The sequence below is a fragment of the Micromonospora sp. NPDC005806 genome (assembly GCF_042871425.1).
In the GTDB taxonomy this organism is placed as follows: Bacteria; Actinomycetota; Actinomycetes; order Mycobacteriales; family Micromonosporaceae; genus Micromonospora.
The window spans coordinates 26,241-51,607 of the sequence record NZ_JBIAIL010000011.1 but is presented as its reverse complement, the minus strand read 5'-3'; the positions used below and the strand labels follow the sequence as shown (position 1 = coordinate 51,607).

General features: G+C 72.9%; 23 protein-coding genes. 7 read left to right on the top strand and 16 right to left on the bottom strand.

The window, feature by feature from the left end; all coding sequences use genetic code 11:
- Window positions 1-1,557: 1,557 nt before the first annotated feature.
- From ACFYOS_RS14330 to ACFYOS_RS14315, 4 genes are all read right to left on the bottom strand, one after another.
- Window positions 1,558-3,063: a replication-associated recombination protein A gene (locus ACFYOS_RS14330; RefSeq protein ID WP_387140288.1), complete on the bottom strand. Its 1,506-nt coding sequence runs from the start codon at window positions 3,061-3,063 to the stop codon at window positions 1,558-1,560.
- A 74-nt stretch (window positions 3,064-3,137) separates the two neighbouring features.
- Window positions 3,138-3,350, bottom strand: a complete 213-nt coding sequence (locus ACFYOS_RS14325; protein WP_387140285.1) for a hypothetical protein — start codon at window positions 3,348-3,350, stop codon at window positions 3,138-3,140.
- 77 nt (window positions 3,351-3,427) lie between these two features.
- A complete protein-coding gene (locus ACFYOS_RS14320; protein WP_387140282.1) occupies window positions 3,428-4,846 on the bottom strand; it encodes an RNA-guided endonuclease TnpB family protein in 1,419 nt (472 codons plus the stop codon).
- Window positions 4,847-4,905: 59 nt separating this feature from the next.
- A complete protein-coding gene (locus ACFYOS_RS14315) occupies window positions 4,906-5,073 on the bottom strand; it encodes a hypothetical protein (protein ID WP_387140279.1) in 168 nt (55 codons plus the stop codon).
- A gap of 465 nt (window positions 5,074-5,538) precedes the next feature.
- Here ACFYOS_RS14315 and ACFYOS_RS14310 point away from each other — a divergent pair, with 465 nt between their 5' ends.
- Entirely contained in the window at window positions 5,539-6,279 is a 741-nt protein-coding gene (locus ACFYOS_RS14310) for a GNAT family N-acetyltransferase (protein ID WP_387140276.1), read from the top strand.
- A gap of 125 nt (window positions 6,280-6,404) precedes the next feature.
- On the opposite strand, the gene ACFYOS_RS14305 is transcribed toward ACFYOS_RS14310, so the two are convergent.
- The 4 genes from ACFYOS_RS14305 to aspS all read right to left on the bottom strand — a co-directional run bounded on the left by ACFYOS_RS14305 (window position 6,405) and on the right by aspS (window position 11,159).
- Window positions 6,405-7,778 (bottom strand): MFS transporter, encoded by a 1,374-nt coding sequence (locus ACFYOS_RS14305; protein WP_387140273.1) that lies wholly within the window; start codon window positions 7,776-7,778, stop codon window positions 6,405-6,407.
- Entirely contained in the window at window positions 7,775-8,374 is a 600-nt protein-coding gene (locus ACFYOS_RS14300; protein WP_387140270.1) for an ArsR/SmtB family transcription factor, read from the bottom strand. The genes ACFYOS_RS14305 and ACFYOS_RS14300 overlap by 4 nt, the downstream gene beginning before the upstream one ends.
- An 84-nt stretch (window positions 8,375-8,458) precedes the next feature.
- Complete coding sequence (locus tag ACFYOS_RS14295; RefSeq protein ID WP_387140267.1) at window positions 8,459-9,268, bottom strand: SDR family oxidoreductase; 810 nt, start codon at window positions 9,266-9,268, stop codon at window positions 8,459-8,461.
- Between the two features lie 67 nt (window positions 9,269-9,335).
- A complete protein-coding gene (aspS, locus tag ACFYOS_RS14290; protein WP_387140265.1) occupies window positions 9,336-11,159 on the bottom strand; it encodes an aspartate--tRNA ligase in 1,824 nt (607 codons plus the stop codon).
- A 147-nt stretch (window positions 11,160-11,306) separates the two neighbouring features.
- Between aspS and ACFYOS_RS14285 the strand changes: the two genes are divergently transcribed.
- Window positions 11,307-12,065, top strand: coding sequence for a DUF998 domain-containing protein (locus ACFYOS_RS14285; protein WP_387140262.1), 759 nt, complete (start codon window positions 11,307-11,309; stop codon window positions 12,063-12,065).
- Window positions 12,058-12,195, top strand: a complete 138-nt coding sequence (locus tag ACFYOS_RS14280; RefSeq protein WP_387140259.1) for a hypothetical protein — start codon at window positions 12,058-12,060, stop codon at window positions 12,193-12,195. Before ACFYOS_RS14285 ends, ACFYOS_RS14280 begins: the two co-directional genes overlap by 8 nt.
- On the opposite strand, the gene ACFYOS_RS14275 is transcribed toward ACFYOS_RS14280, so the two are convergent.
- Window positions 12,189-13,247: a S1 family peptidase gene (locus tag ACFYOS_RS14275; RefSeq protein ID WP_387140256.1), complete on the bottom strand. Its 1,059-nt coding sequence runs from the start codon at window positions 13,245-13,247 to the stop codon at window positions 12,189-12,191. The genes ACFYOS_RS14280 and ACFYOS_RS14275 overlap by 7 nt on opposite strands.
- Before the next feature lie 244 nt (window positions 13,248-13,491).
- Between ACFYOS_RS14275 and ACFYOS_RS14270 the strand changes: the two genes are divergently transcribed.
- On the top strand, window positions 13,492-14,322 hold the full coding sequence (locus ACFYOS_RS14270) for an SGNH/GDSL hydrolase family protein (RefSeq protein ID WP_387140253.1): 831 nt from the start codon (window positions 13,492-13,494) through the stop codon (window positions 14,320-14,322).
- 12 nt (window positions 14,323-14,334) lie between these two features.
- Here the strand turns inward: ACFYOS_RS14270 and tnpB are convergent, their stop codons facing one another.
- The 3 genes from tnpB to ACFYOS_RS14255 form a co-directional block, all read right to left on the bottom strand.
- Window positions 14,335-15,714 (bottom strand): IS607 family element RNA-guided endonuclease TnpB, encoded by a 1,380-nt coding sequence (gene tnpB / locus ACFYOS_RS14265; RefSeq protein WP_387140250.1) that lies wholly within the window; start codon window positions 15,712-15,714, stop codon window positions 14,335-14,337.
- A complete protein-coding gene (locus ACFYOS_RS14260; protein ID WP_387140246.1) occupies window positions 15,711-16,292 on the bottom strand; it encodes an IS607 family transposase in 582 nt (193 codons plus the stop codon). Before ACFYOS_RS14260 ends, tnpB begins: the two co-directional genes overlap by 4 nt.
- Window positions 16,293-16,401: 109 nt before the next feature.
- Window positions 16,402-16,875 carry a winged helix-turn-helix transcriptional regulator gene (locus tag ACFYOS_RS14255; RefSeq protein WP_387140243.1) on the bottom strand — a complete coding sequence of 158 codons (474 nt, stop codon included), beginning with the start codon at window positions 16,873-16,875 and terminating at the stop codon, window positions 16,402-16,404.
- A gap of 56 nt (window positions 16,876-16,931) precedes the next feature.
- Here ACFYOS_RS14255 and ACFYOS_RS14250 point away from each other — a divergent pair, with 56 nt between their 5' ends.
- Window positions 16,932-17,444, top strand: coding sequence for a PaaI family thioesterase (locus tag ACFYOS_RS14250; RefSeq protein ID WP_387140240.1), 513 nt, complete (start codon window positions 16,932-16,934; stop codon window positions 17,442-17,444).
- A 20-nt stretch (window positions 17,445-17,464) separates the two neighbouring features.
- On the opposite strand, the gene ACFYOS_RS14245 is transcribed toward ACFYOS_RS14250, so the two are convergent.
- Genes ACFYOS_RS14245 through ACFYOS_RS14235 form a run of 3 tightly spaced genes read right to left on the bottom strand, consistent with a single transcriptional unit; the run spans window position 17,465 to window position 20,563 of the window.
- The gene (locus ACFYOS_RS14245; protein ID WP_387140237.1) at window positions 17,465-18,400 is read right to left on the bottom strand and encodes an acyl-ACP desaturase; all 936 of its coding nucleotides are present in this window, start codon (window positions 18,398-18,400) and stop codon (window positions 17,465-17,467) included.
- Window positions 18,401-18,451: 51 nt separating this feature from the next.
- Window positions 18,452-19,792 (bottom strand): histidine--tRNA ligase, encoded by a 1,341-nt coding sequence (hisS, locus tag ACFYOS_RS14240; RefSeq protein WP_387140235.1) that lies wholly within the window; start codon window positions 19,790-19,792, stop codon window positions 18,452-18,454.
- A gap of 51 nt (window positions 19,793-19,843) precedes the next feature.
- Window positions 19,844-20,563, bottom strand: coding sequence for an MBL fold metallo-hydrolase (locus tag ACFYOS_RS14235; RefSeq protein ID WP_387140232.1), 720 nt, complete (start codon window positions 20,561-20,563; stop codon window positions 19,844-19,846).
- Window positions 20,564-20,824: 261 nt separating this feature from the next.
- Here ACFYOS_RS14235 and ACFYOS_RS14230 point away from each other — a divergent pair, with 261 nt between their 5' ends.
- Together ACFYOS_RS14230 and ACFYOS_RS14225 are read left to right on the top strand one after the other, a co-directional pair.
- Window positions 20,825-21,682 carry a peptidylprolyl isomerase gene (locus ACFYOS_RS14230; protein ID WP_387140230.1) on the top strand — a complete coding sequence of 286 codons (858 nt, stop codon included), beginning with the start codon at window positions 20,825-20,827 and terminating at the stop codon, window positions 21,680-21,682.
- A 66-nt stretch (window positions 21,683-21,748) separates the two neighbouring features.
- Window positions 21,749-22,591, top strand: a complete 843-nt coding sequence (locus ACFYOS_RS14225) for a peptidylprolyl isomerase (protein WP_387140227.1) — start codon at window positions 21,749-21,751, stop codon at window positions 22,589-22,591.
- 76 nt (window positions 22,592-22,667) lie between these two features.
- On the opposite strand, the gene ACFYOS_RS14220 is transcribed toward ACFYOS_RS14225, so the two are convergent.
- On the bottom strand, window positions 22,668-25,145 hold the full coding sequence (locus ACFYOS_RS14220) for a RelA/SpoT family protein (RefSeq protein WP_387140224.1): 2,478 nt from the start codon (window positions 25,143-25,145) through the stop codon (window positions 22,668-22,670).
- Window positions 25,146-25,367 lie beyond the last annotated feature (222 nt).

Genomic DNA, 25,367 nt, shown 5'->3' with positions numbered 1-25,367 from the left:
GCGCGCTGGCCCGTCCGGTCGGGGCGCGGTCGGGGCCGGCGGGCGCGGCCTGACGGCCCGAGGTCGACTCGCCCGGCGGGGACCCGGCGGGCCGTCTGACCGCCGGCAGGGCGGGATCGGTGTGCGAGGTGCGCCCGGCCTGCCGGAGCCAGTCGGCCGGCCGCTCGGGGCGCTGCGGCCGCGGCTCGTCGGTCTCCTCGCGACCCGCCCGGCGCGTTCCAGGGGCGGACGCCGCGGCAGCGGCGGACCGGCGGCCGTCCGACGGCTCCGGGACGGCCCGACGACCGGCCGGGTCCTCGGGAGCCGCGCGCCGACCGCCGCGGGTCGCCCCGTCCTCAGCAGCCGCCCGGCGACCGACGGACGGGGCCGTGTCGTCGGCGGCGGCCCGGCGGCCGGCCGGGGCGTCGGGCGCGGCGCGCCGCCCGGTGGGCGCGGCCGGTCCCTCTCCCCGGCGGCCGGCGGGGGGACCATCGGACGAAACGCCGGCGTTCCCGCTGCGCGGAACCACCGGCGGCTGGTCGGGTTCGTCGGCCCGACGGCGACCCCCCGCGCGCCCGCCGACCGGACCGTCCACTCGGGGCCCGCTCTCGACGGACGGATCGGGCTGGGCCCGGCGACGGCGGGGCTCGGGGTCGCCCGGGCGCGCAACGCCGGGGACCGGGTCGACGGGGTGGCCGGGGGCTGCCGCGCGTGCCGAGGGCACTCCGGCGCGGCCCGTCCCGGGCTCGGCCGCCCGCCGACCGGCGCCGGAGACCGGACGGACGCCGGGCTCGGCACCGTCGGGAAGGGAGCGCCGACCGGCGCCGGAGACGGGCCGGGCGGCCGGGTCGACCGCGCCCGGGTGCGGGCCGGGGGCCGGACCGCCGGGGCCGTCGGATCCGTGGCGACCACGTGGGGTGGGCGGGACCGCGCGCGGGCCGTCCGGCGGCACGCTCGTACCCGGCGGCGGCCAGCCGGCGGGCGGCGCCACCCGGCCGGGCGGACCGGCCGGACCGCTCATCCGGCCGCCGGTCGGGGGAACGGGCGGGTGCTGGCCGGTCGGCCCCCCGCCGCGCCGGGGCGGTTCGGCGGGGTGCCGGCCGGGCTCGGACCCGCCGGTCCGGGGGCCGTCGACCGGGCGACGCCGGGCGGCAGCCGGGTCGGAACCGCCGGGGCGTACCGGAGGCGTGGCCGGTCCGGCGTCCGCCGGTGCGCGACGGACCGGTGGCCCGTCCGGGCCCGGCCGGCCGGCGGCCGGGGGCGGCACCGCGCCGGGGCGGGCACCACGCGGCGGCTCGGCCGTCGGCGGGGCTTGCCGGGGTCCCGGGCCGGCGGGCGGCATCCCGCCGCGCGGGGGCGGCACGGCGCCGGACGGCTGCGCGGGCGCGCCACCGTCCGGGCCGAGCTCGGCACGCTGCTGCTTCGCCGTCCGCAGGTCGTCGATCCAGCCGAACTCCTCGCCGGCGGTTGCCTCGTCCGGCTCGGCGTCGGCCCTGCCCCGCCCCCACCGGCGGCCCTTGGCACGAGGGTCGCGCCGCTCCTCGGGGCCGTCCTCCGGCCGCTCCGGATCACGCGCCATCACTGCTGACCCTCCCCGACGGCGTCGCTGCCGCCCTCGTTCGCCCCGTTGACCTGCTCCGTACCCGCCGGGCGACCACCGTTGGCAGCGGCCGGCGCGGCGGTATCCGCGCGGGCCGCCGGTGCCGGCAGCCCGCGCACGATCCGGCGCAGCAGCGGCAGCCGGGTGGCCACCGCACGCTCCGCGCCATGGCCACTGGGCCGGTAGTAGTCGGTCCCGACGAGATCGTCCGGAGCGTACTGCTGGGTGACCACCCCACGCTGGTCGTCGTGCGGGTAGCGGTAACCGGCGCCATGGCCCAGCCCGCGGGCGCCGGCGTAGTGCGCGTCCCGCAGGCCCCGCGGCACCGGCCCGCCCCGGCCGGCGCGCACGTCGGCGATGGCCGCGCCGATCGCCGTGGTCGCCGAGTTGGACTTCGGGGCGGTGGCCAGGTGGATCACCGCCTGGGAGAGGTTGAGCTGCGCCTCGGGCAGCCCGACGTACTCGACGGCGTGCGCGGCGGCGGTGGCGACGGTCAACGCGATGGGATCGGCCAGGCCGACGTCCTCGCTGGCGAAGATGACCAGGCGCCGGGCGATGAACCGGGCGTCCTCGCCGGCCACCAGCATCCGGGCCAGCCAGTGCAGCGCCGCGTCCACGTCCGAACCGCGCATGCTCTTGATGAACGCGCTGGTCACGTCGTAGTGGGCGTCGCCGTCCCGGTCGTACCGGACGGCGGCGACGTCGACGGCCTGCTCGGCGGCGGCCAGGTCGATCCGACCGGCGCCGCGCGCGGTGGCGGTGGCGGCCGCCGCCTCCAGGGCGGTCAGCGCCTTGCGGACGTCGCCGCCGGCCAGGCGGACGAGGTGGTCCTCCGCCTCGGTCTCCAGGGTGAGCGCGCCACCCAGCCCGCGCTCGTCGGCGACCGCGCGGCGCAGCAGCCCGCGCACGGCGTCGTCGTCCAGCGGCTGGAGGGTGAGCAGCACGCAGCGGGACAGCAGCGGCGAGATGACCGAGAAGTAGGGATTTTCGGTGGTCGCCGCGAGCAGGGTGACCGTCCGATCCTCCACTGCGGCGAGGAGCGAATCCTGCTGGGTCTTGCTGAACCGGTGCACCTCGTCGATGAACAGCACCGTCGGCGGGCCGCCGGCACGGCGCTGCCGCCGGGCGGTGTCGATCACGGCCCGGACGTCCTTCACCCCGGCGGTCAGCGCGGACATGGCGACGAAGCGGCGGTCGGTGGCCCGGGCCACCAGGTGGGCGATGGTGGTCTTGCCGCTGCCGGGCGGGCCCCAGAGGATCACCGACATCGGCGCCGCGCCCTCGACGAGCTGGCGCAGCGGGGCGCCCGGGGCGAGCAGGTGGTCCTGCCCGACCAGCTCGTCGATGCTGGCCGGCCGCATCCGGACGGGCAGCGGCGAATCCGCGCGGGTGGCCGAGAACGCGTCGACGCCGCCGGAACCGGCGGGGGCGCCGGGGGGCGCTCCGGCGGGTTCGCCGAGGGTGAAGAGGGCGTCGGATTCCATCACGAGAACAGTACCGGGCCCGGCCGACGACGCTGGAATCGCGCCGTGGGCCGGGCCCGGATGATCCGTTCCGGTCAGCCGCGCCCCGGCCGCCGACCCCGGTACCAGCGGCCGCCGCCCCCGCCACGCGCACCGGAGCCGACCCCGGCCAGGTAGAGGGAGAGCAGCAGGAAGCCGATCAGGCTGAGGGTCTGGTAGTTGAACAGGTCGGGGGCGCCGAGGTTGGTGTTCAGGAAGTCGAGCAGCAGCGCGAGGCCGAACACGATGGCCGCGAGAATGGCGAGCATTGTCGTTCCTCCGGTGGGGGTCCCAGTAGGTCGGCGAGGGATGTACCCAAACGGTCTCTCCGTCAATCTGCTTCCGATTAGCTGCTCGTCGCTGAGCAGTTCGGATGGTTAGCTCTCCGCTCGGCGGTGGTGGCCGGGCTGGAGTCCTGGACCGGCAGTCTGGTCCGGTGGCGATCGGTCCGGTCCTGCAGGATCTGCTTCACCCTGTGGTGGGGGGTGTGCAGGGCGATGTCGGGGTCGCCGGCTCGCTGCAGGATGTTGATCGCGGCGTTCACGTCGGCCTGCCACACCACCCCGCACCAGGTGCAGTGAAACCGGTCCCCGCTGCGTCGGCCGAACCGGCCGCAGCGGTGACAGGCTTGTGAGGTGTAGGCGGCGTTGACGGGAACGAGCACAGAACCTCTGCGCTCCGACACGTTTCTGAGGGCCTCGGCGGTGACCCCCATGGTCCACACGGCGAGGCGCCGGTTCATGTTCCTGCCGAACGTCTTGCGCCCGGCGAAGCGTTTGGTGAGGTCTTCGGCGACCACGGTGGCGGCCTTGTCTACGACCCGGTGCACGGCGGTGAAGATCTCCGTACGTACCCGCGCCCGGTGCCGTGCGGCCTGCCGATCCCGCTTCACGGTGCCGAGGTTGTTGGATCTGATCCGGTGCGCTTTCGCGTGGTCGCCGCGCCGGGCGGCGGTGTTGGCGGTCGACCGCAGCTTCGCCCTCCGGCGGTTGCGTTCCTTCAGCCGGTCCGACTCGGCGGTCAGCAGTTCGCCCAGCCGTACACCGTAGGGCTGACCGTCGGAGTCGGTCAGGGCCTCGGTGTAGCCCTTGTCCACGCCGATCCTCCGGTCACCGCACGGCCGCTGAGACGAGCGCAGCTGCGACGCGTCGATCTGGTAGTGCACCTCGACCCGACCGCCGCGCAGGATCAGCCGCAGCGTCCCCGTCGGGGCCACGTTCGTGGACAGCGGGATCCTGACCATCTTGCGGCGTTGCAGGCCCGGGACTGCCAGCCACAACCGGCCGCGCCCGTCGACGACGGTGTTGTAGTTGTCGGCGCGCACCACGATCTGATCATGAGTGCGATTGCGGCCCCGCTTCCAGTGCTTGCGCATCTGCCGAGCCAGGAACGGATCCTGCGCCCACCGCTCGGCCTGCAGTGCGGCCAACATCCGCTTGCGCTGCACCGGATCGTCGGTGCGTCGGCTGATCGCCCGCCGGACCTCGACCTTGGCCGCCTCCAGGTTCGCCGCGATGTCGGCCGTGGCATCGCGGACGGTTTCCTTCCACGCGTTCGCCAGCACACCAAACTGCAGGTGCGTCCCGTCAGCCAGCCACCGGTCCCGCAACTGTCGGTCTCTCAACCCGGACCCGACACCGGCAATCGAGCCGAAGCTCTGCCACACTTCGCTGCGCACCCGGCCAAGCCGGCGGGCCTGCTCTACCAGGGCGCCGTACTTGCCCGGGTTCAGTCGCAACGAGTAGGCGATCTGGGTGACCTTCACCGGTCATCCTCCACGGCCAGATCCGCCCTCTTCAGCTCCATCTCGTAGCCGCAGACCGTCTAGTCACCGCGAGAAGGTGTGCACGATGGCCAGGAGTCCTCCACCAACTCCTGCTGCGGGGACATCGCCTCCTGGTTGGCCACGATGATCTCGCGGCCGCTACGCGTCGTTACATGCTCCAGGATTTCAATGCCCAGCCGGGCCAGCCTGTCCTTGTGCGCCACCATGCAATCTCCCTCCGGTCGACGGCATCCATCAGTGCCAGAACTTCTCCGGCGCAGGTTCATCCCATCGCCGACCTTGCTGACCCACTCGTCCACGGCCAGACCGCGAGCCAGGCAGATGTGCTGGATTGCCGCCAGCTGTGAGCCAGGCCGACCTCGCGCCCCGATGACGAGATCCGGCAGTACACCACGATCTTCCGCCGGTCGGTGTCGAAGCCCCGCTACAGCACCTTGCGCACATCGAAATCCTCGAAATACCGCTGGCCCGACGGCAGACGACGCGCCACCTTCCGACCCTCCGCCTCCCACCGGCCACCGGCCACCGGCCACCGGCCCACTCTGCTCACCAGTCGGATCACCCTTGGAAAACTCACCGATCCGATACACACCGCCCACAATAGTCCATTGTGGACGGATCTGGGAAGGGTGTCTCACGACTAGTCGCTCCTCCTCTCGTAGGCTGGCTGCATGATCACTGCCGACCAGGTCCTGGTGGGTCGGGACGCCCTGCTCGCCGCCGCCGACCACCACCCCTACGCCCGGCACGCCCTCTGGCGGGACCACGAGCCGCGAGGGTGGCGGCGCGACGGCGCGGTGGGCTGGCTGCTCCCGCCGGAGCAGGGACCGGCCGGCGGGGCGTTGGGGCCGGCCGGGCCGGCGCTGGACGCCTTCGCCAGCCTGGTCGCGGACGGGACGCTGCACGCCGGCCAGTGGCTGCACCTGCCCCGGGCCACGCCGGACGAGGTGGCCGAGCGGTTCACCGTGGCCCGGCTGGACGAGTGGGACTTCCTCTGGACCACGACGGCCCCGCCGGAGCAGGCCGGGGAGGAGCGGGTGGTCCGGCTCACCGAGGCCGACCACCCCGCCCTCGACGCGCTGATCGAGAGCGCCTTTCCCACCACGACCTCCCGCCCGGGCGACCCGCGCATCGTCGACTGGTACGGCATCCGCGACGGCGACCACCTGGTCGCCTGCGGGGCCGACCGGAGCCGGGGCGACATCGGCTTCCTCGCCGGCCTCACCGTCGCGCCCGACCGGCGGGGCGGGGGGCTCGGCGCGGCGCTCACCGCCGGGATGACCCGGGCCCTGCTCGGCCGGTACGACCACGTGGCGCTCGGCGTCTACACCGACAACGTCGGCGCCATCCGGCTCTACCGCCGCCTCGGCTACACCGGCACCGAGCCCCGCAGCTCGATCCACCTGGGCTGAGCACGCCCGGCCGGGGGAGGATGCCTTCGGTCTCACCCGCCGCCGGCCGTCCGGGACCGCCACCTTCGGTGGAACGCCATGGAGGCCAACCAGGCGGGTTGACCTCCATCGCGTTCCACTCGCCCCTACCGCACGCTGCCCGAGGTCGCCGGGTCTGGCGCCGGGACGGGCGCTGGACCGGCGAGCGAGCCGTCCGGCCCGGTGACCCGCTCGTCCGGCGCCACCACCCGCTCTCCCGCCGCGGCGGTCGCCGGATCCGGGGCACCGGCCCGGCCGGCCCGCCAGACCGGCAGGTAGAGCGGCGCGCCCAGCGCGAGCACCACTGCGCCGACCAGCATGGCGACGCTGACGCTGCTGCGGTCCGCCAGCGCGGTCAGCACGACCCCGCCGAGCGCCCCGGCCGGCTGGGCCATCATCGAGTTCAGCGAGAGCACGCTGGTCCGGTACGGCCCGTCCACCTGGCGGTGCAGCAGCCCCATGTGCAGCGGGTTCGACGCGCCGTGCACGGTGTAGCAGGCCAGGTAGGCGACGAGCACCCCGACCGGGCCGGCGAGCAGGCCCATGCCGACCACGGTCACGCCCTGCAGGATCCGCATCAGCGCGGCGGCCGGCGCGGCCCCGAGCCGGCGCAGCAGCAGCGGGGTCAGCGCGGCGCCGGCCGCGTTGGCCAGCCAGGCCGCCGAACCGGCCGGCCCCAGCAGCGCCGCCGCCCGATCGGCGTCGCCGACCACCTCGGAGAGGCGGATCGGCAGCAGCGACTCGAAGGTGACCATGCCGAAGCCCCAGAACAACTCGACCGCGACCAGCGCGAGCAGCACCCGGGAGCGGCGCAGCAGGCCGACCGCGTGACCGACCATCCGGGGCGCCTCGACCATCGAGGCGCGCAGCGCCCCGGCGCCCTTGGCCGGCCGGGTCTCCACGAGCATCACCAGCAGCGCGGCCAGCGAGACGGCCTGGAGCGCGACGGCGACCAGCACGGGCAGGGTCAGCGCGCTGACCGGGCCGATCGGCCCGAGCGCGACCAGACCGCCGCTGAGCAGCGCGCCGGCCCCGATGGCGACGCCGATGACGGTGCCGGCCCAGCCCAGGCCGCGCTCGTACTCGGCGTCCGGGTCGGCGGCCAGGGTGGCGTCGACGTACCAGGACTCCAGCGGGCCGCTGTCGAGCGCCCGGTAGACGCCCTGCAACGCCCAGACCAGGAAGAAGAGCCAGAACGAGTCGGCCACCGCGAACAGCACCAGGGAGACCAGGCAGATCGCCCAGGCGACGGCGAGGACCGGCTTGCGGCCGAGCGCGTCGGCCAAGCCGCCGGTGGGCAGCTCCAGCGCCAGGACGACCAGCCCCTGCGCGGTGGCGACCAGGCCGATCTGGGACAGCGACAGGCCACGTTCCTGCATCAGCAGGATCATCACCGGGATCATCAGGCCCGCGGGCAGCCAGCGCAGCGCGTAGAGGGTGAGGTAGCGGAACCGGACCTGGCGTACGGACAGAGTCGTCATCGCATCTCCTGGAACAGCGGATAGGCGGCGAGGAAGATCTGCACCCGCTCGGCGTCGGGCTCGGCCGGGTCGGCCTCGTTCCGGTAGCGCTCGAGGAGCTGCCACAACTCGGCCTTGAGCGCCTCGAGCCGGGCGGGCGGGACGGTCATGAAGATGTCGCCCATGCCGAAGGCGTCCCGCCAGGCCGGCGACCACTCGTGCTGGGCGGCGAACCACCGCTCCGCGTGTTCGACCAGCAGGCGCACCTGGTCGCCCTGGATCCACTCGATCGCGGCCCGGGCGTCGGGGTCGTCGTCGAAGTCGGTCGGCTCCCAGTTGGTGACGTCGTGCGCGGCCCGCCACCAGCGCTGCCGCCCGGTGCCGAGGTCGGGATCCTCGACGACCAGCCCCACCTCGGCGAGCTGACGCAGGTGGTAGCTGGTGGCCCCGGTGTTGGTGCCGAGCAGCTCAGCGAGGGTGGTGGCGGTGGCCGGCCCCTTGACCCGCAGCGCCCCGACCAGGCGCAACCGCAGCGGGTGCGCCAGCACCCGCACCTGGCGGTGGTTCAGCCGGACCGCACGCGGCGCCCGCCGCTCCGGCTTCTCGTCGTTCTCCATGGATGCACAATATCTGTGCACACTCTCTATGCACAAGACTCTTGCATAGAGAGTGTGCATGATCCGGCAGGGTGGGGACGAGCGTCAGGCGAGGAGTTCGGTGATGCCGCGCAGCCGGGTACGCAGCAGGCCAGCGGCGCGGGAGGAGTCGAGGCGTACCTCGGCGGGCCGGTGCAGGCCGGACGCCGCGCTGGTGGTGGTCTTCAGACCGGCCGAGTCCAGGCCGAGCTGCCGGGCCACGAGGAGGCCCATCTCCGCGCGGCTCACCGCGTCCGGTCCGGCCACGTTGAGCAGGCCCGCGTACTCGGACAGCACGAGTTCCAGGACGGCGGCGGCGAGGTCTGCCACGTCCACCGGGCACCGGAGCTCGTCGGTGAAGAGGGTCGCCCGGCCGGCGAGCGCGTCGCGGCAGAGCTGGATCTGCTTGCTCCCCTCCCCCACGATCAGCGAGGTTCGCACCAGCACCGCGCCCGGGTCGATCGCCCGCACCGCCGTCTCCGCCGCCGCCTTCGCCGCCCCGTACATGAACACCGGGGACGGCACGTCCTCGTCGAGATACGGCGCCGGCCGTCCGGCGTGCAGCGCGTCGCTGGACAGGTGCACCAGCCGCGCCCCCACCTCGGCCGCCGCGTACGCGACGTGGGCCGCCCCGTCGGCGGTGACCGTCCAGTCGTCGTACCGGTAGGGGGTGCTGACGACGGCGTCGGGGCGTACCTCGGTCAGCAGCGCGCGCACGGCGGCGCGGTCGGTGACGTCCAGCCGGCGGGCCGCGACGCCCAGCACCGCGACGGCGGCCGAGTGGTACGTGCCGACCACCGACTGTCCTGCGGCGACCGCCTGCCGGCACACCTCGGCGCCGAGGAAGCCGCTGGCCCCTACCACCAGCAGTGTCATGTCGTACCCCCAGAAAGATCGAAAGGTCCCCGCCATCATGGCGGAGACCTCTCGATCACGAGAACGATCAGGTCGGGTCGGCCACCGGGGCGACCGGGCCGGCGGTGCCGGCGTGCGGGCCGGTCGCCGCCTTCGGCTTGGCGTCGATGCCGGCCTCGGTGCGCTGCTGGGCGGTGATCGGCGTCGGCGCGCCGGTCAGCGGGTCGAAGCCGCCGCGGGTCTTCGGGAAGGCGATGACCTCGCGGATCGAGTCCGCGCCGGCGAGCAGCATGCAGACCCGGTCCCAGCCGAACGCGATGCCGCCGTGCGGCGGGGCACCGTACTTGAACGCCTCCAGCAGGAAGCCGAACTTGTCCTGCGCCTCCTCGGCGGTGATACCGAGCAGGTCGAAGACCCGCTGCTGCACGTCGCCGCGGTGGATACGGATCGAGCCGCCGCCGATCTCGTTGCCGTTGCAGACGATGTCGTACGCGTAGGCCAGGGCGCGGTCCGGGGCCTCCTCGAACCGGTCCACCCACTCCGTGTTCGGCGAGGTGAACGGGTGGTGCACGGCCGTCCAGCCGCCCGCCCGGCCGCTCTCCTGGTCGGAGGCCGGTTCGAACATCGGCGCGTCGACCACCCAGCAGAACGCCCAGGCGCTCTCGTCGATCAGGTTGGCCCGCTTGGCGATCTCGATCCGGGCCGCGCCGAGCAGCTCCTGCGCCTCGCGGGTGTCGGTGCTGGCGGCGAAGAAGATGGCGTCGCCCGGCTTGGCGCCGACCGCGTCGGCCAGCCCGGCCAGGTGCGCCTCGGAGAGGTTCTTGGCCACCGGGCCGCGCGCCTCGCCGGTCTCCGCGTCGAGCACCACGTACGCCAGGCCCCGCGCGCCGCGCGCCTTGGCCCAGTCCTGCCAGCCGTCCAGCTCCTTGCGGGTCTGGCCCGCGCCGCCCGGCATGACCACCGCGCCGACGTAGCCGCCCGCGTCGATCGCGCCGGCGAAGACCCGGAACTCGGTGCCGCGCAGGTAGTCGGTCAGCTCGGTCAGCTCGACGCCGTAGCGCAGGTCCGGCTTGTCCGAGCCGTACCGGGACATCGCGTCGTGCCAGGTGATCCGCGGGATCGGCCGGGGGATCTGGTAGCCGGCCAGGTCGGACCAGAGCGCCGCGACGATCGCCTCGCCGAGCTCGATGACGTCGTCCTCGGTGACGAAGGACATCTCGATGTCGAGCTGGGTGAACTCCGGCTGCCGGTCGGCGCGGAAGTCCTCGTCCCGGTAGCAGCGGGCGATCTGGTAGTACCGCTCCATGCCGCCGACCATGAGCAGCTGCTTGAACAGCTGCGGCGACTGCGGCAGCGCGTACCAGCTGCCGGGCTGGAGGCGGACCGGGACCAGGAAGTCGCGGGCGCCCTCGGGGGTGGACCGGGTCAGCGTCGGGGTCTCGATCTCCAGGAAGTCCCGCTCGTGCAGCACCGTGCGGGCGAGCTGGCTGGCCCGCGAGCGCAGCCGCATGGCCTTCGCCGGGCCACTGCGGCGCAGGTCCAGGTAGCGGTACTTGAGCCGGATGTCGTCGCCGGCCTCGATCTGGTCGTCGACCGGCAGCGGCAGCGGGGCCGCCTCGGAGAGCACCTCCAGCGCGGTCGCGGTCACCTCGACCGCACCGGTCGGCAGGTCCGGGTTCTCGTTGCCCTCGGGGCGGCGGGTCACCTCGCCGGTGACCTTCACGCAGAACTCGTTGCGCAACGCGTGCGCGTCCTCCTCGCGGAAGACCACCTGGACCACGCCGGAGGCGTCGCGCAGGTCGACGAAGATGACACCGCCGTGGTCGCGCCGGCGGGCCACCCACCCGGCGAGCGTCACCGTCGAGCCGGCGTCCGCGGCGCGCAGGCTTCCGGCATTGTGGGTACGGATCACGGCTTGCGTCTCCTCATCTGTTCCACGGCTGCTCCCCGCATTCTGTCAGGGTGGGCCGGACTTCCTCCGGGGCACCCGGCAGGCCGGCCACCTCCCGGGGTACGGCGAACGCCGGTCGCGGTCCGGACGGACGGTTAACGTGGCCGGGTGCGTGCCGTACCGAGCTGGGCCGTCGCCACGGCCGCGGCCGCGCCCGTCCTGCTGGTGGCGGGGTGGACGGTGGCGGGTGCCCGGCAGCCACCGGGGTACGACCCGGTCCGCGACACCATCAGCGAGCTGGCCGGGCAGGGTGCGACCGATCCGTGGATCATGACCGGCTGCCTGGTCCTGCTCGGCTGCTGCTACCTGGGCACGGCCGCCGTGCTGCACGCGGCGGGGCTGCCCAGCCGGTTCCTGCTCGCCGTCGGCGGGGTGGCCACCATCGCGCTGATCGCCTTCCCCCGCCCGAGGGTCGGCGGCTCCCTGGGGCACGGCACCGTGGCCACGGTGGCCGTGCTCGCGCTGGCGCTCTGGCCGGCCGGCTCGGCGCTGCGCCTGCCCCGCACGCTCCGGCGCGGCGTACCCCCGCCCGCCGGCCCGGACGTCGTAACCGGTGTCCACGCGGTCCGGCCGCCGTGGGCGTTCCGCCGGCCGGTGGCGCTGACCGTGACCGTGCTGCTGCTGGCCCTGTTCGGCTGGTTCGCCGTCGAGGTGAACGGTGGTTCGCGGACCGGGCTGGCCGAGCGGGTCACCGCCGTGGCGGTCGCCGTCTGGCCGCTGGTCGCGCTGCTCTCCGCCCGGCGGGCGCCCGGGCGGACGGGGGTCGGCGCCGGTCCGCCGGGCGGCCCCGGCACGCGACGAACGACGCCGCGGTCGTCGGGTGATGCCCGGCCGGTCCGTCCGGATCGGCCGGGAGCAGATGGTTGACCCGTACGTCGCCCTCGGCGAGCCCCCGGGCCCGCTCCTCGGCCGCCCGGTCCGTCCCGGCGCATCGCCCCGGTACGCGGAGCGGGCCGCCGGATACCCGGCGGCCCGCGCGCAGCGGATCGATCAGTAGACGCTGACGCCGTAGACGCTCAGCGCCTCGGTGACCGGCTGGAAGTAGGTGGTGCCGCCGGAGGAGCAGTTGCCGCTGCCGCCGGAGGTGAGGCCCAGCGCGGTGTTGCCGGCGAAGAGCGAACCGCCGCTGTCACCGGGCTCGGCGCAGACGGTGGTGCGGATCAGGCCGGAGACGCTGCCCTCGGCGTAGTTCACCGTGGCGTTGAGCGCGGTGACCGATCCGCCGTGCACGCCGGTGGTGCTGCCGGACCGCGAGACGCTCTGGCCGACGAACGCGTTGCCGGCGCCGGTGATGTCACGCGAGGTGCCGTTGTAGAGGTAGACGGTGCCGGGGTGCGACAGGCCGGTGTTGTCGTACCGCACGATGCCGTAGTCGTTGCCCGGGAAGCTGGTGCCGACGCGCGGGCCGATGTAGGTCGTCTGGGCGGAGTTGGTGTACCAGCTCGCCGAGATGTTGGTGCAGTGCCCGGCGGTCAGGAAGTAGTACGTGCCGGAGCCGCTGCGGACGTTGAAGCCGAGCGAGCAGCGGCCACCGCCCCCGGCGTAGATCGCCTGCCCGCCGTTGATCCGGGTGCTGAGCACGCCGGCCTCCGCCTCGATGCGGACCGCGCGGCCGGTGCGGGCGGCGGCCGCCTTGACGCGGTCGAGCTTGGCGCCGGTGACGGTGCTGTCCACGGAGACGACGACCTGGTTGGTGGCCGGGTCGATCCACCAGGCGGTGCCCGGGATCTTGGCGGACCGCTCCAGCTCGGCGGTGGCGGCGTTGAGCTGGGCGGCGCCCCGGGTGACCAGCTTCGGGGTCGCGCCGGCCGCGCGCACCTGGCGGGCGGCCGCGGCGTCGGTCACCGCGACGATCATCTTGCCGCTGGCGTCGGCGTACGTGCCGGCGGCGCGGTCGCCGAGCTTGGCGGCGAGGGTGGCGGCGGCGTCGGGGGATGCGGGCGAGGCAGGGGCCGCCTGGGCGGGTGCGCCGAGGAGCGAGCCGGTGACGAGGGTGCCGGCCACGGCGATGGCGGCGGCACGGCGCAGCGAGGACCTCGTGGGTCGCATGTGACAACCTCCTGGGAGGAGTGACGGGCACCGTCATCCGGACGCGCCCGAGGACAACCCGGCCGACCTGGGGAAACCGGCCGAGGCCCAAAGTATTCACATATTTAAGATCCTAAACAAGACGTCCCTTTGCCCGAATTCACCCGCCGCCCGCCGTAACCCCGACGCCACATTGTGGACACAGAGCGTCGTCTATGCGATCTGGCCACCGCAGCACGCCGGCACGCGTGATCCGGAGGCCACCATGACCCTCGTCCGACGCGCCCTGGCCACCCTCGCCAGCGCCACCGCCCTCGTCCTGCTCGGCGCCAGCCCCGCCGTCGCCGCCGCCGGCCCACCCCCCAACTCGATGGCCAGCATGGGCGACTCCATCACCCGCGGCTTCAACGCGTGCGGCTGGTACGTCGACTGCACCTCCCGGTCGTTCAGCACCGGCGACTACTCCAGCGTCAACAGCCACTACCTGCGGATCCGCGCGGTCAACCCGACCATCCAGGGCCGCAACCACAACGACGCGAAGACCGGTGCCAAGTCCGCCGACATGTACGGCCAGGCGGGCACCGCGGTCAGCCAGGGCGTCGAGTACGTCACCATGCTCATCGGCGCCAACGACGCCTGCACCGGTTCGGAATCCACGATGACCTCGGTGGCCACCTTCCGGGCCAACATCGACAGCGCGCTCAACCGGATCAGGGCCGGCCTGCCCGACGCCCGGGTCGCCGTGATCAGCATCCCGGACATCTACCGGCTCTGGTTCGTGGGCAAGGACAGCGGCAGCGCCCGCTCCGCCTGGTCGCTGTTCGGGATCTGCCAGTCCATGCTGGCGAACCCGACCTCCACCAGCCAGGCCGACGTCGACCGCCGGGCCCGGGTCCGGCAGCGGGTGGTCGACTTCAACACCCAGCTCGCCCAGGCCTGTGCGGCGTACGGCGCGAACTGCGACTTCGACGACAACGCGGTGTTCAACTACCCGTTCGTGCTGAGCCAGGTCTCCACCTGGGACTACTTCCATCCCAACACCAGCGGGCAGGCGGTGCTCGCCAGCGTCACGTACGCCAACGGCTTCGGCTGGTAGTTCCGTTACCTTTCAGTGCGCTCTAGTGAGTACATGGTCGGTAGTCCCGCCTGAGGGTGGGACGGTCCCGGTCTTACCCGTTTGGGTGGTGCCGGGTTGACGTTTCACGGCCACCTGCCTGCCGGGGCGGGTCTTACGGTCGGCTCCACGTCCTGCCACCGGGCCACTCCCGGCGGTGGTCGCCTCAGCCGCGATCGCGGCGAGGTTACGTGCGGCATTCACATCCCGGTCCAGGACCAGGCCGCAGGTGGTGCAGGTGTAGGTACGCGCGGACAGGGCCAGCTTGGCTTTCACCGTGCCGCAGCCCGAGCAGGTCTTGCTGGAGGGATACCAGCGGTTGGCCACCACCAGGTGGCCGCCGTTCCATCCGGTCTTGTAGGTCACCTGCCGGCGGATTTCACCGAACCCGGCGTCGGCGACGCGGCGGGCCAACCGGCGGTTGCGTAGCATGCCGGCCACGTTGAGGTCTTCGACCACGATAGTGCCGTACTCGCGGGCCAGGCGGGTGGTGAGCTTGTGCAGGCCGTCGCGGCGCAGGTTCGCCACCCGCGCGTGCGCCCGGGCCACCTGCCGGCGGGCCCGTTCCCACCGCTGTGACGGCCGCTGGCCGGTACGCCGATCCGGCCCCACTCTGCGGGATAACCGACGCGCGAGACGCCGCATTCGGCGGGCCGCGTCATCCAGGTGCCGGGGGTTGGGTACGAGCTTGCCGGTGGACAGCACCGCCAGGTGCGTCACCCCGACGTCCACCCCGACCACCGCCTGCGGACGCGCCGGGGCGCGCTCGGCCCGATCGACCTCGACGCAGAACGCGACATGCCACCGCCCGCCGTCACGGCGCACGGTCGCGGACAGGATCCGGGCCGTGCCCGCCTCCAGACGGCGGGCGAGTTTGCGGGCAGACTCGTGCAGCTTGAGCCGGCCCAACCGGGGCAGTACGACATGCTGGCGGTCCGGCTCCACCCGGATCGCACCCGTGGTGAACCGGATGCTCGGCGTGCTGCGGCGACGGGACTTGAACCGCGGGAACCCGACCCGCCGCCCCGCCCGCCTGCCCGTACGCGAGTCGGACCAGTTCTTCAAGCCGCAGGCCAGCGCGTCCAGGCCGGTGTTGAACGCCTCCTTGGAACACTCCCGCCACCACGGCGCCACGTCCGGCTTCGCCTGGTTCCACGCCTTGCGTAACGCCGCGAGATTCCACCCGAGGGTCGGGGTCAGCAACTCCTCAGGCACACCGTAGGTGCGTTCCGCGGCGCGCTGGTCCATGATCGCCTTCACCCGGGCCAGCGCCCAGTTGTACGCCACCCGGGCCGCGCCCGCGTTGGCGAGCACGTCACGCTCCTGCCCCGCAGTCAGATCCAACGCGAACCGGTACGCCTGCACCACCCTCACGCCGCGCTCACCCCGCCGGTCGCGGCGTCGACCGCGCGGCGGACCCGGTCGGCGGCGGCCCGACGCCCGTACAGGCGGGCGCACAACGAGGTCAGGACCTCGGTCACGTCGCGCACCAGATCGTCATCAACCTCGGCCGGGTCGACCACCAGCAGACGGCGGCCCTGCGCAGACAACGCGGCCTCCACGTACTCGGCACCGAACCGGGCGAACCGATCCCGATGCTCCACCACAATCGTCGACACCGCCTTGTCAGCCAGCAACGCGAGGAACTTCTTACGACGCCCATCGAAAGCGGAACCCACCTCAGTGACCACCCGGCCCACCCTCAGATCCTGCCCGGTAGCCCAGACGGTCACCCGGGCAACCTGCCGGTCAAGGTCAGCGCGCTGATCAGCCGACGACACGCACGCGTACACCGCGACCACCTGTCGTCCAGGCGCAGAAGGTGCCGGCTCACCAACCACAATCAGCCGGCCAGACTGGTAGGCGGGAACGGGCAGCTTCCCGGCCGCGAACCACCGCCGCGCGGTCGCATACGACACACCCTGAGATACTGCCCACTCCTTCAGGTTCACGCCAACCATCTAGCGAACTCCTGAGCACTCACGCCGACCCAACCGGCAACAGCGGGAACCCTCCCCCGCCCGGCGCGCGGACCCGGGGGACCGCGCGCCGGGTCGCGCCTCAGGCCCGGCGGCGCGCCCCTGGCCCGGGCCGGGGCAGCACGTCACGCGGGTCGGTCAGCTCGTGCCCCTCGGCGCAGCGCAACGCGACCCGGACCTCGGCGCCGCAGTCGCGGTGGCCCACCGCCAGCGGCGAGCCGTCCGGGTCGGCCAGGTAGCGGTCGCCCCAGCCGAGCACCGCCACCAGCACCGGCCACAGGTCGAGCCCCTTGCCGGTGAGCCGGTACTCGTGCCGCACCCGGCTGCCCGGCTCCCGGTACGGCCCCCGGCGCAGCACCCCCTGCTCGACCAGCATGGCGAGCCGGTTGGTGAGCACCTGCCGGGGAATGCCGGTGCGCACCCGCATGTCGTCGAAGCGGCGTACGCCGTTGAAGACCTCGCGGAGCACGACCAGGGTCCAGCGCTCGCCGAGTACGGTCATCGCCCGGGCGATCGTGCAGTTCTCCACCGACCAGTCCAGTGCCACAGGTCTCATGTCGACCAGGCTAGGTCTGATTGACAGACTCAGCAACGCGCTGCGAGGCTGAGTCCATGACACAGACGCAGGATCGCACCCGCACCTTCTCCTGGTCCGATCCGGTGGCCGGGGCCGCGCACATCGGCCGGCGCAGCGGCCTGGAGCTGCTGCGCGCGATGATCGCCGGGGAGCTGGCCGCGCCGCCGGTCATGCACCTGATCGACATGGCCCGGATGGAGGCGGACGAGGGCCGCGTCGCCGTCGAGCTCGTGCCGCAGGAGTTCCACTACAACCCGCTCGGCACCGTGCACGGCGGAGTCATCTCCACGCTGCTCGACACCGCCGCCGGCTGCGCGGTGCACACCACCCTGCCGGTCGGCGTCGGCTACACCTCGCTGGACCTGAACGTGAAGTTCCTGCGGCCGGTGACGGTCGACAGCGGCCGACTGCGCTGCGAGGGCACCGTCCTCCAGCGTGGTCGCCGTACCGCCCTCGCCGAGGCCCGCCTGACGGACACTCGGGACCGCCTCATCGCCCACGCCACGTCGAGCTGCCTCCTCTTCCCGCTCGACAGCACCCCCGCCTGACCCAGCCACCTGGGGGCGGGTCAGCGGGCGGCGGCGAGGCGGGCGGTGCGCGCGGCGCGCTTGTCCTCGAAGCGGGCGGCCTGGGTGTCCAGGGTGTCAAGGTGGGCGGCGATCTGGTCCCGGGCGGCCTCGCCGTCGGCGTCCAGCCCCGTCACGTCGAAGATGTTCCACTGGCGCAGCACCGGGACGACCACCTCGTCCCGGTGCTGGCGCAGGTCGTAGATGCCGGCCAGGGCGATGGCCACCGACTTGCGGGCGAAGCCCTCGATGCCGACACCCGGCATCTGGAAGTCGGCCAGCACGTCGGCGACCGCCCGCAGGGCCTGGCTCGGGGCCAGCTCGAAGGCCGCGCCGAGCAGGTTGCGGTAGAAGACCATGTGCAGGTTCTCGTCGGCCGCCACCCGGGCCAACAGCGCCTCGCAGGTCGGGTCGCCGGTGGCCCGGCCGGTGTTGCGGTGCGAGATCCGGGTGGCCAGCTCCTGGAACGAGACGTACGCCAGGGAGTGCAGCACCTCGTCGCCGTGCGCGTTGCGGTAGCCCGCCGACATGTGCACCATCCGGGCCCGCTCCAGGGCCACCGGGTCGACCGCCCGGCTCACCGTCAGGTAGTCCCGGATGGCGGTGCCGTGCCGTCCCTCCTCGGCGGTCCATCGGTGCACCCAGGTGCCCCACGCCCCGTCCCGGCCGAAGAGGGTGGCGATCTCGTGGTGGTACGAGGGCAGGTTGTCCTCGGTGAGCAGGTTGACGATCAGCGCGGTCCGGGCCACCTCGGGCAGCGTCGAGTCGCCCTCCGCCCAGGGTTCGCCGCCGAGCGGGCCGTCGAAGGTGCGCCCCTCGCTCCACGGCACGTACTCGTGCGGGAACCACTCCTTGGCCAGCGACAGGTGGCGGTCGAGGTTCTTCTCGACCACGGGCTCGAGTTCGAGGAGCAGGGCGGTCTGGCTGAGCACGGTCACGGCGATCTCCCTACGGTGGCGTAAGTTACGCCACCGTAGGTCGAATCGTCGTCAGGCGCCAGTCGACGCGGGGCCGACCAGTGGCTTCAGGTCCGCCCGCGGTGGGGTCCACTCGCCCGCCGCCGCGGCCACCTGCTCACCGGAGCGGATGTCCTTCACCTGGTCGCCCTCGGCGCCGGGGAACCAGACGTACGGGATGCCGCGCCGCTCGGCGTACCGGATCTGCTTGCCGAACTTGGCCGCGCTCGGTGACACCTCGGTGGGGATCCCGCGGGAGCGCAGCGCCTCGGCGATCTTGTTGCTCGCCGGTCGCTCGTCCTCGTTGGAGACCGCGACCAGCACGCAGGTCGGCACGTCGCGGGAGACTGACAGCGCGCCGGTGCCGAAGAGCAGGCCGAGCAGCCGGGTCACCCCGATCGAGATGCCCACCCCGGGGAAGCGCACGGTGCCCGAACTGGCCAGGTTGTCGTAGCGACCGCCGGAGCAGATCGAGCCGAACCGCTCGTACCCGAGCAGCTGCGTCTCGTACACGGTGCCGGTGTAGTAGTCCAGGCCGCGGGCGATCCGCAGGTCGGCGACGCAGAGGCCGGGCGAGTGCGCCGCGGCGGTCTCCACCACCGCGACCAGCTCCGCGATGCCCTCGTCGAGCAGCGGGTCGCTCACCCCGAGGGCGCGGACCGCGTCGGCGAAGGACGCGTCCGGCGCGGAGATCTCCGCCAGCGCCAGGACGGCCTTGGCCTGCGCCTCGCTCGCCCCGGCCGTCTCCGCCAGCAGCTCGGCCACTCTGGTCGGGCCGATCTTGTCCAGCTTGTCGACCGCGCGCAGCGCCGCCTCCGGGTCGGTCAGCCCGATCCCCCGGTAGAAGCCCTCGCAGATCTTGCGGTTGTTCACCTGGATGCGCACCGGCGGGATGGGCAGCGAGCGCAGCGCGTCGCCGACCACCAGCGGCATCTCGGCCTCGTAGTGGGCCGGCAGGGTGTCCCGGTCGACGATGTCGATGTCGGCCTGGAGGAACTCCCGGTAGCGCCCCTCCTGCGGGCGCTCACCCCGCCACACCTTCTGGATCTGGTAGCGGCGGAACGGGAACTGGAGCTTGCCGGCGTTCTCCAGCACGTAGCGGGCGAACGGCACGGTCAGGTCGAAGTGCAGGCCGAGCGCGTCGTCGCCGGCCGCGCTCTCCGGGTCGGCCTGCAGCCGGCGCAGCACGTAGACCTCCTTTGAGGTCTCCCCCTTGCGCAGCAGCTGGTCCAGCGGCTCGACCGAACGGGTCTCCAGCGGGGCGAAGCCGTACAGCTCGAAGGTGGCGCGGATCCGGTCGAGCACGAACTGCTCGATCATCCGCTGGGCGGGCGTCCACTCCGGGAAGCCGGAGATGGGCGTGGGCTTGCTCATGGCGTACTCCTTGTGCGCCGCGGGCGGCGCGGACAGGTCGTGGTCGCGGCGTCAGAGACCGCGGGTGGGCGCGGCCGGGCGCGCGCCGCCGGTCCCCGCGACCTCGAGGAGGTACGGGTTGGTCGCGCGCTCGCGGCCGATGGTGGTCGCGGGGCCGTGGCCGGGCAGGACGACGGTGTCGTCGGCCAGCGGGAGGACCTTCTCCCGGAGGCTGGCCAGCATGCGGGGCATGCTGCCGCCCGGCAGGTCGGTGCGGCCGATGGAGCCGGCGAAGAGCACGTCGCCGGAGAGGCAGATCTGCTCGGCCTCCCAGGGCGAGCCGGCGCCGGGCATCCGGAACAGCACCGACCCGCCGGTATGGCCGGGGGCGTGGTCGACGGTGATCTCCAGGCCGGCGAGGCTCAGCGTGGCGCCGTCGGTCAGCTCGGCCACGTCCTCCGGCTCGGCGTACGGCAGCCGTCCGCCGAAGAGCTGGGTGAGGTCCATGGACAGCGCCTTGGCCGGGTCGGCCAGCAGCTCCCGGTCGTCCGGGTGGACGTACGCGGTGATGCCACGGGCGCCGCAGACCGGCGCTACGGAGAAGGTGTGGTCGAGGTGGCCGTGGGTGAGCAGCACGGCAGCCGGGTGCAGGCGGTGCTCGGCGAGCACGGCGTCGAGCCGGTCGAGCACCCCGATGCCGGGGTCGACCACCACGCACTGCTCCCCCGGCGCGGTCGCCACCACATAGCAGTTGGTGCCGAAGGCGTCCGCGGGAAAGCCGGCTACGAGCACGTCCGCTCCCCTTCCCGTTACAGTCGTCGTCCCGATCATCAGCCTAGTCGCACCGGCGACTGGTTTCCCCCGGCCCACGTTCCCAGCGACCTCGGCAAGCACAGTGACAACGCCCGATAGACCGAGGCCGTACCTCGTACACCACTTTCCCAGCCGGTACCCGTACACTCTGGCGGGCGTGTGGCGTGGCGCACCTGCGCACCCGACGGGCGGACCGCGCCCGGCGCCGGCGAGGACCAGGGTAGAGGAAGGGGAGCACGGGTGGCTTCCAGCAGGGACCGGCAGCGCAAACTGGCGCGGGCCAAGTTCGACCGGCAGCTCGCCCGGCGGGCCGCCACGGCGAAGCGCCGCCGGCAGATCCAGGCCGGCGTCGGTGCCGCCCTGGTGCTCGTGCTGATCGTGTTCGGTTCGGCGTGGGCGCTCGGCGCGTTCGACTCGAAGCCGGACAAGACGGCCGCCGAGGACATCTGTCTCTGGACTCCCCAGGACGCCGCCGCCAACAACAACCTCAAGGACGTCGGCAAGCCGAAGACCACCGACCTGCCGACCGCCGGCACCCGGGCGATGACGGTCACCACCAACCAGGGCGCCCCGATCACCGCCGACCTCGACCTCGCCTCGGCACCGTGCGCGGCGGCGAGCATCTCGTACCTGGCCGGCAAGTCGTTCTACGACAACACCAAGTGCCACGAGATCACCACCGAGGGCGCGCTGCGCTGCGGCGACCCGAGCGGCACCGGCATCGGCGGCCCGGCGTACTCGTTCTACGACGAGAACGTCCCCACGCCGGCGCCGAGCCCGTCCGGCTCACCGGCCCCGGGCCAGGCCCCGGCGTACCCGAAGGGCACGGTCGCCATGATCGCCAACCCGCCGGGCGCCAACAGCAGCCAGTTCCTGATCTTCTTCAAGGACTTCAACCCGGCCAAGCCGGCCTACCCCGTGATCGGCAAGGTCACCGGCGGCCTGGACGTGCTGGAGAAGATCGGTGCCCTCCCGACCGTGGACAATGGGAGTGGAGCCAAGGTCACGCCGAAGACGGACGTGGTGATCCAGAGCCTCACCGTCGGCGAGGTGAACGCCGCCGCCGGCGCGCCGTCGGCCAGCCCCAGCGCCGGCTGACCCGGCCCATCCGACCCCTGAGCAGCAGCGGCAGTGCCGCACCCGAGATACACCGGAGGAGTGACCGTGACGTCCACGAGAGAGCGGCAGCGCGCGGCGGCGCGGGCCCGACTCGAGCGGGAGATGGCCGAGCGCGCCACCCGGGCCCGCAAGCGCCGGCAGACGCAGGCCATCGTCGGCGCCGCGGCCGTGCTGGTGCTCGTGGTCGCCGGCACCGTCTGGCTGGCCACCTCGCTCGGCGGTGACGGCGACAAGAAGCAGGAGGCCGCCGGCACGGCGGGCTACTCGCAGTGCGCCTACAACGAGGTGCCGAAGGAGGCCCGCTCCAAGCAGGTCAAGGACGTCGGCGTGCCCCCGAACCAGCAGGACAACAAGGGCACCCAGACCATGACGATCGACACCAACCTGGGCCCGGTCACCGCGAAGATCGACCGCACCAAGGTGCCGTGCACGGCGGGCAGCTTCACCTACCTGGCCAGCAAGGGCTTCTTCGACAACACCAAGTGCCACCGGCTGGTCACCGAGGGCATCAAGGTGCTCCAGTGCGGCGACCCGAGCGTGACCGGTAACGGCTGGCGGGACAGCGACGGCACCGGCGGCCCGGGCTACAACGTGACCGAGGAGAACCTGCCCACCGAGCAGCGGCCGCCTTACCCGGAGGGCGTCATCGCGATGGCCAACTCCGGCCAGCCGGGCAGCACCGGCAGCCAGTTCTTCATCGTCTACGGCGACTCCCCGCTCGACCCGAACTACACCGTCCTGGGCACCATCACCGGCGGCATGGACCTGGTGAAGCAGGTTGCGGCGGCCGGTGACGACGGCGCCTACGCCAAGGCGGCCGGTGGCGGTCACCCGAAGAAGGAGATCGTCATCAACAAGCTGACGATGAGCGACATCCAGGGGGGCTGAGAGCCGCCCGTACCATGCGGAAGCGCCCGCCGGCTGACGAAGCCGGCGGGCGCTTTTCCGTACGTCGGAGGGAGCCTCAGGCCCCCGAGGTGACCCGGTACGCGTCGAACACCCCGTCGACCTTGCGGACCGCGGCCAGCAGGTGCCCCAGGTGCTTCGGGTCGGCCATCTCGAAGCTGAACCGGCTCACCGCCACCCGGTCCCGGGTGGTGGTGACGGTCGCGGAGAGGATGTTGACCCGCTCGTCGGAGAGCACCCGGGTCACGTCGGCCAGCAGCTTGTGCCGGTCGAGCGCCTCCACCTGGATGGCAACCAGGAAGGTGGAGGCGGAGGTCAGCTTCCAGCTGACCTCGACCACCCGCTCGCTCTGCGCCTTGAGGTCCTCGGCGTTGGCGCAGTCGTCCCGGTGCACGCTCACCCCGCCGGAGCGGGTGACGAAGCCGAAGACGGCGTCCGGCGGCACCGGCGTGCAGCAGCGCGCCAGCTTGATCCAGACGTCGCTGACCCCGCGCACCACCACACCCGGGTCGTGGCTGGAGGCTCGGCTGCGCGGCGGCCGGGTGGCGACGGCGGTCTCGGCGATGTCCTCCGCCGCGCCCTCCTCACCGCCGTACGTGGCCATCAGCTTCTGCACCACCGACTGCGCCGAGACCTGGCTGTCGCCGACCGCCGCGTAGAGCGAGGCCACGTCGGCCAGGTGCAGGTCCCGGGCGATCGCCATCAGCGCGTCCGAGGTGAGCATCCGCTGCAGCGGCATGCCCTGCTTGCGCATCGCCTTGACGATCGAGTCCTTGCCGGCCTCGATCGCCTCCTCGCGCCGCTCCTTGTTGAAGTACTGGCGGATCTTGGTGCGGGCGCGTGGGCTCTTGACGAAGCCGAGCCAGTCCTGCGTCGGGCCGGCTGTGTCGGACTTCGAGGTGAAGATCTCGATCACGTCGCCGTTGGACAGGGTCGACTCCAGCGGCACCAGCTTGCCGTTGACCCGGGCGCCGATGCACTTGTGCCCGACCTCGGTGTGCACCGCGTACGCGAAGTCCACCGGCGTCGACCCGGTCGGCAGCGGGATGACGTCACCCTTCGGGGTGAAGACGTACACCTCCTGGCTCGACAGGTCGAACCGGAGCGCGTCGAGGAACTCACTCGGATCGGCCGCCTCGCGCTGCCAGTCGAGCAGCTGGCGCAGCCAGGTCATCTCGTCGATGTGCGCCGGCGGGCCGACCACCGGGGTGCCCTTGTGCTCCTTGTACTTCCAGTGCGCGGCGATGCCGAACTCGGCGGTGCGGTGCATCGCGTAGGTGCGGATCTGCATCTCCACCGGCTTGCCGGTGGGCCCGATGACCGTCGTGTGCAACGACTGGTACATGTTGAACTTGGGCATGGCGATGTAGTCCTTGAACCGGCCCGGCACCGGCTGCCAGTTGGCGTGGATGACGCCCAGCGCCGCGTAGCAGTCCCGCACCGTGTCGACGAGGATCCGCACCCCGACCAGGTCGTAGATGTCGTTGAAGTCGCGCCCCCGCACGATCATCTTCTGGTAGATCGAGTAGAGATGCTTCGGCCGACCGGTGGTCTCCGCCTTGATCTTGGCGGCCTTCAGGTCCGTGGACACCTTCTGGGTCACCTGGCGCAGCAGCGCCTCGCGCTGCGGCTGGTGCTCCCCGATCAGGCGGTTGATCTCCTCGAACCGCTTCGGGAACAGGGTGCCGAAGGCGAGGTCCTCCAGCTCCCACTTGATGGTGTTCATACCGAGGCGGTGGGCCAGCGGGGCGAGGATCTCCAGCGTCTCCTTGGCCTTCTGCTCCTGCTTCGGCCGGGGCAGGAAGGTCAGGGTACGCATGTTGTGCAGCCGGTCGGCCAGCTTGATCACCAGGACCCGCGGGTCCTTGGCCATGGCGACGACCATCTTGCGGATCGTCTCCGCCTTGGCGGCGTCGCCGAGCTTGACCTTGTCGAGCTTGGTCACGCCGTCGACCAGCAGGGCGACCTCGCCGCCGAAGTCGGCGCGCATCTGGTCGAGGGTGTACTCGGTGTCCTCGATCGTGTCGTGCAGCAGCGCCGCGACCAGCGTGGTGGTGTCCATCCCGAGGTTGGCCAGGATGGTCGCCACGGCGAGGGGGTGGGTGATGTACGGGTCACCGGACTTCCGGTACTGACCCGAGTGCCAGCGCGCGGCCGTGTCGAACGCCCGCTGGAGCAGCCGGGCGTCGGCCTTGGGGTGGTTCTCCCGGTGGGTCGCGATCAGCGGTTCCAGGACCTCGCTGACCTGGGAGGTCTGCCACGGCGCGTTGAACCGGGCCAGCCGGGCGCGCACCCGCCGCCCGGTCGGGGCGTTGGAGAGGGCGAAGCCGCCGCCGGGCGAGGGCTCGCCAGCGCCGTCGGCCCGGAGCGGCACCACGACCGCCCCGCCGGACGACGTGCCGCCGTCCGTCCTGCCGTCCGGCCCGCCGCCGGAGCCGGTCACCGGCGGGTTGCCGCTCCGCTCGGTCACCGAGCCGTCCGCGTCGCCTGTCGGGTGCACCGTGCCCTCCACCGGAGGGACGACATCGTGGGACACCGGCCTCCTCACCGCTCGCCGGGGATGCGCCGGCCGTCCGGCCGACGTCCTGTTCAACCGGCCGTGGGGCCGGCGTTGTTCCGCGACGACCGTCCCGGTCGACGTGGTCCGCGTCCGGCCACCGGGGACCTCGCGGTCCCGGCGGCCCCGCACCGCGCAGGCCGTGCGGCCGGTCGTCGCGCCACCGGACGGTGACCCGTCCGGTCAGCAAAGGGCAATGCT

Bases quoted from the DNA above. Each gene is read 5' to 3' on its own strand.
- ACFYOS_RS14330 (WP_387140288.1), bottom strand. From the start codon at position 3,063: ATGGAATCCGACGCCCTCTTCACCCTCGGCGAACCCGCCGGAGCGCCC.
- ACFYOS_RS14325 (WP_387140285.1), bottom strand. From the start codon at position 3,350: ATGCTCGCCATTCTCGCGGCCATCGTGTTCGGCCTCGCGCTGCTGCTC.
- ACFYOS_RS14315 (WP_387140279.1), bottom strand. From the start codon at position 5,073: ATGGTGGCGCACAAGGACAGGCTGGCCCGGCTGGGCATTGAAATCCTG.
- ACFYOS_RS14310 (WP_387140276.1), top strand. From the start codon at position 5,539: ATGATCACTGCCGACCAGGTCCTGGTGGGTCGGGACGCCCTGCTCGCC.
- ACFYOS_RS14305 (WP_387140273.1), bottom strand. From the start codon at position 7,778: ATGACGACTCTGTCCGTACGCCAGGTCCGGTTCCGCTACCTCACCCTC.
- ACFYOS_RS14300 (WP_387140270.1), bottom strand. From the start codon at position 8,374: ATGGAGAACGACGAGAAGCCGGAGCGGCGGGCGCCGCGTGCGGTCCGG.
- ACFYOS_RS14295 (WP_387140267.1), bottom strand. From the start codon at position 9,268: ATGACACTGCTGGTGGTAGGGGCCAGCGGCTTCCTCGGCGCCGAGGTG.
- ACFYOS_RS14280 (WP_387140259.1), top strand. From the start codon at position 12,058: ATGGTTGACCCGTACGTCGCCCTCGGCGAGCCCCCGGGCCCGCTCCTC.
- ACFYOS_RS14275 (WP_387140256.1), bottom strand. From the start codon at position 13,247: ATGCGACCCACGAGGTCCTCGCTGCGCCGTGCCGCCGCCATCGCCGTG.
- ACFYOS_RS14270 (WP_387140253.1), top strand. From the start codon at position 13,492: ATGACCCTCGTCCGACGCGCCCTGGCCACCCTCGCCAGCGCCACCGCC.
- ACFYOS_RS14255 (WP_387140243.1), bottom strand. From the start codon at position 16,875: ATGAGACCTGTGGCACTGGACTGGTCGGTGGAGAACTGCACGATCGCC.
- ACFYOS_RS14250 (WP_387140240.1), top strand. From the start codon at position 16,932: ATGACACAGACGCAGGATCGCACCCGCACCTTCTCCTGGTCCGATCCG.
- hisS (WP_387140235.1), bottom strand. From the start codon at position 19,792: ATGAGCAAGCCCACGCCCATCTCCGGCTTCCCGGAGTGGACGCCCGCC.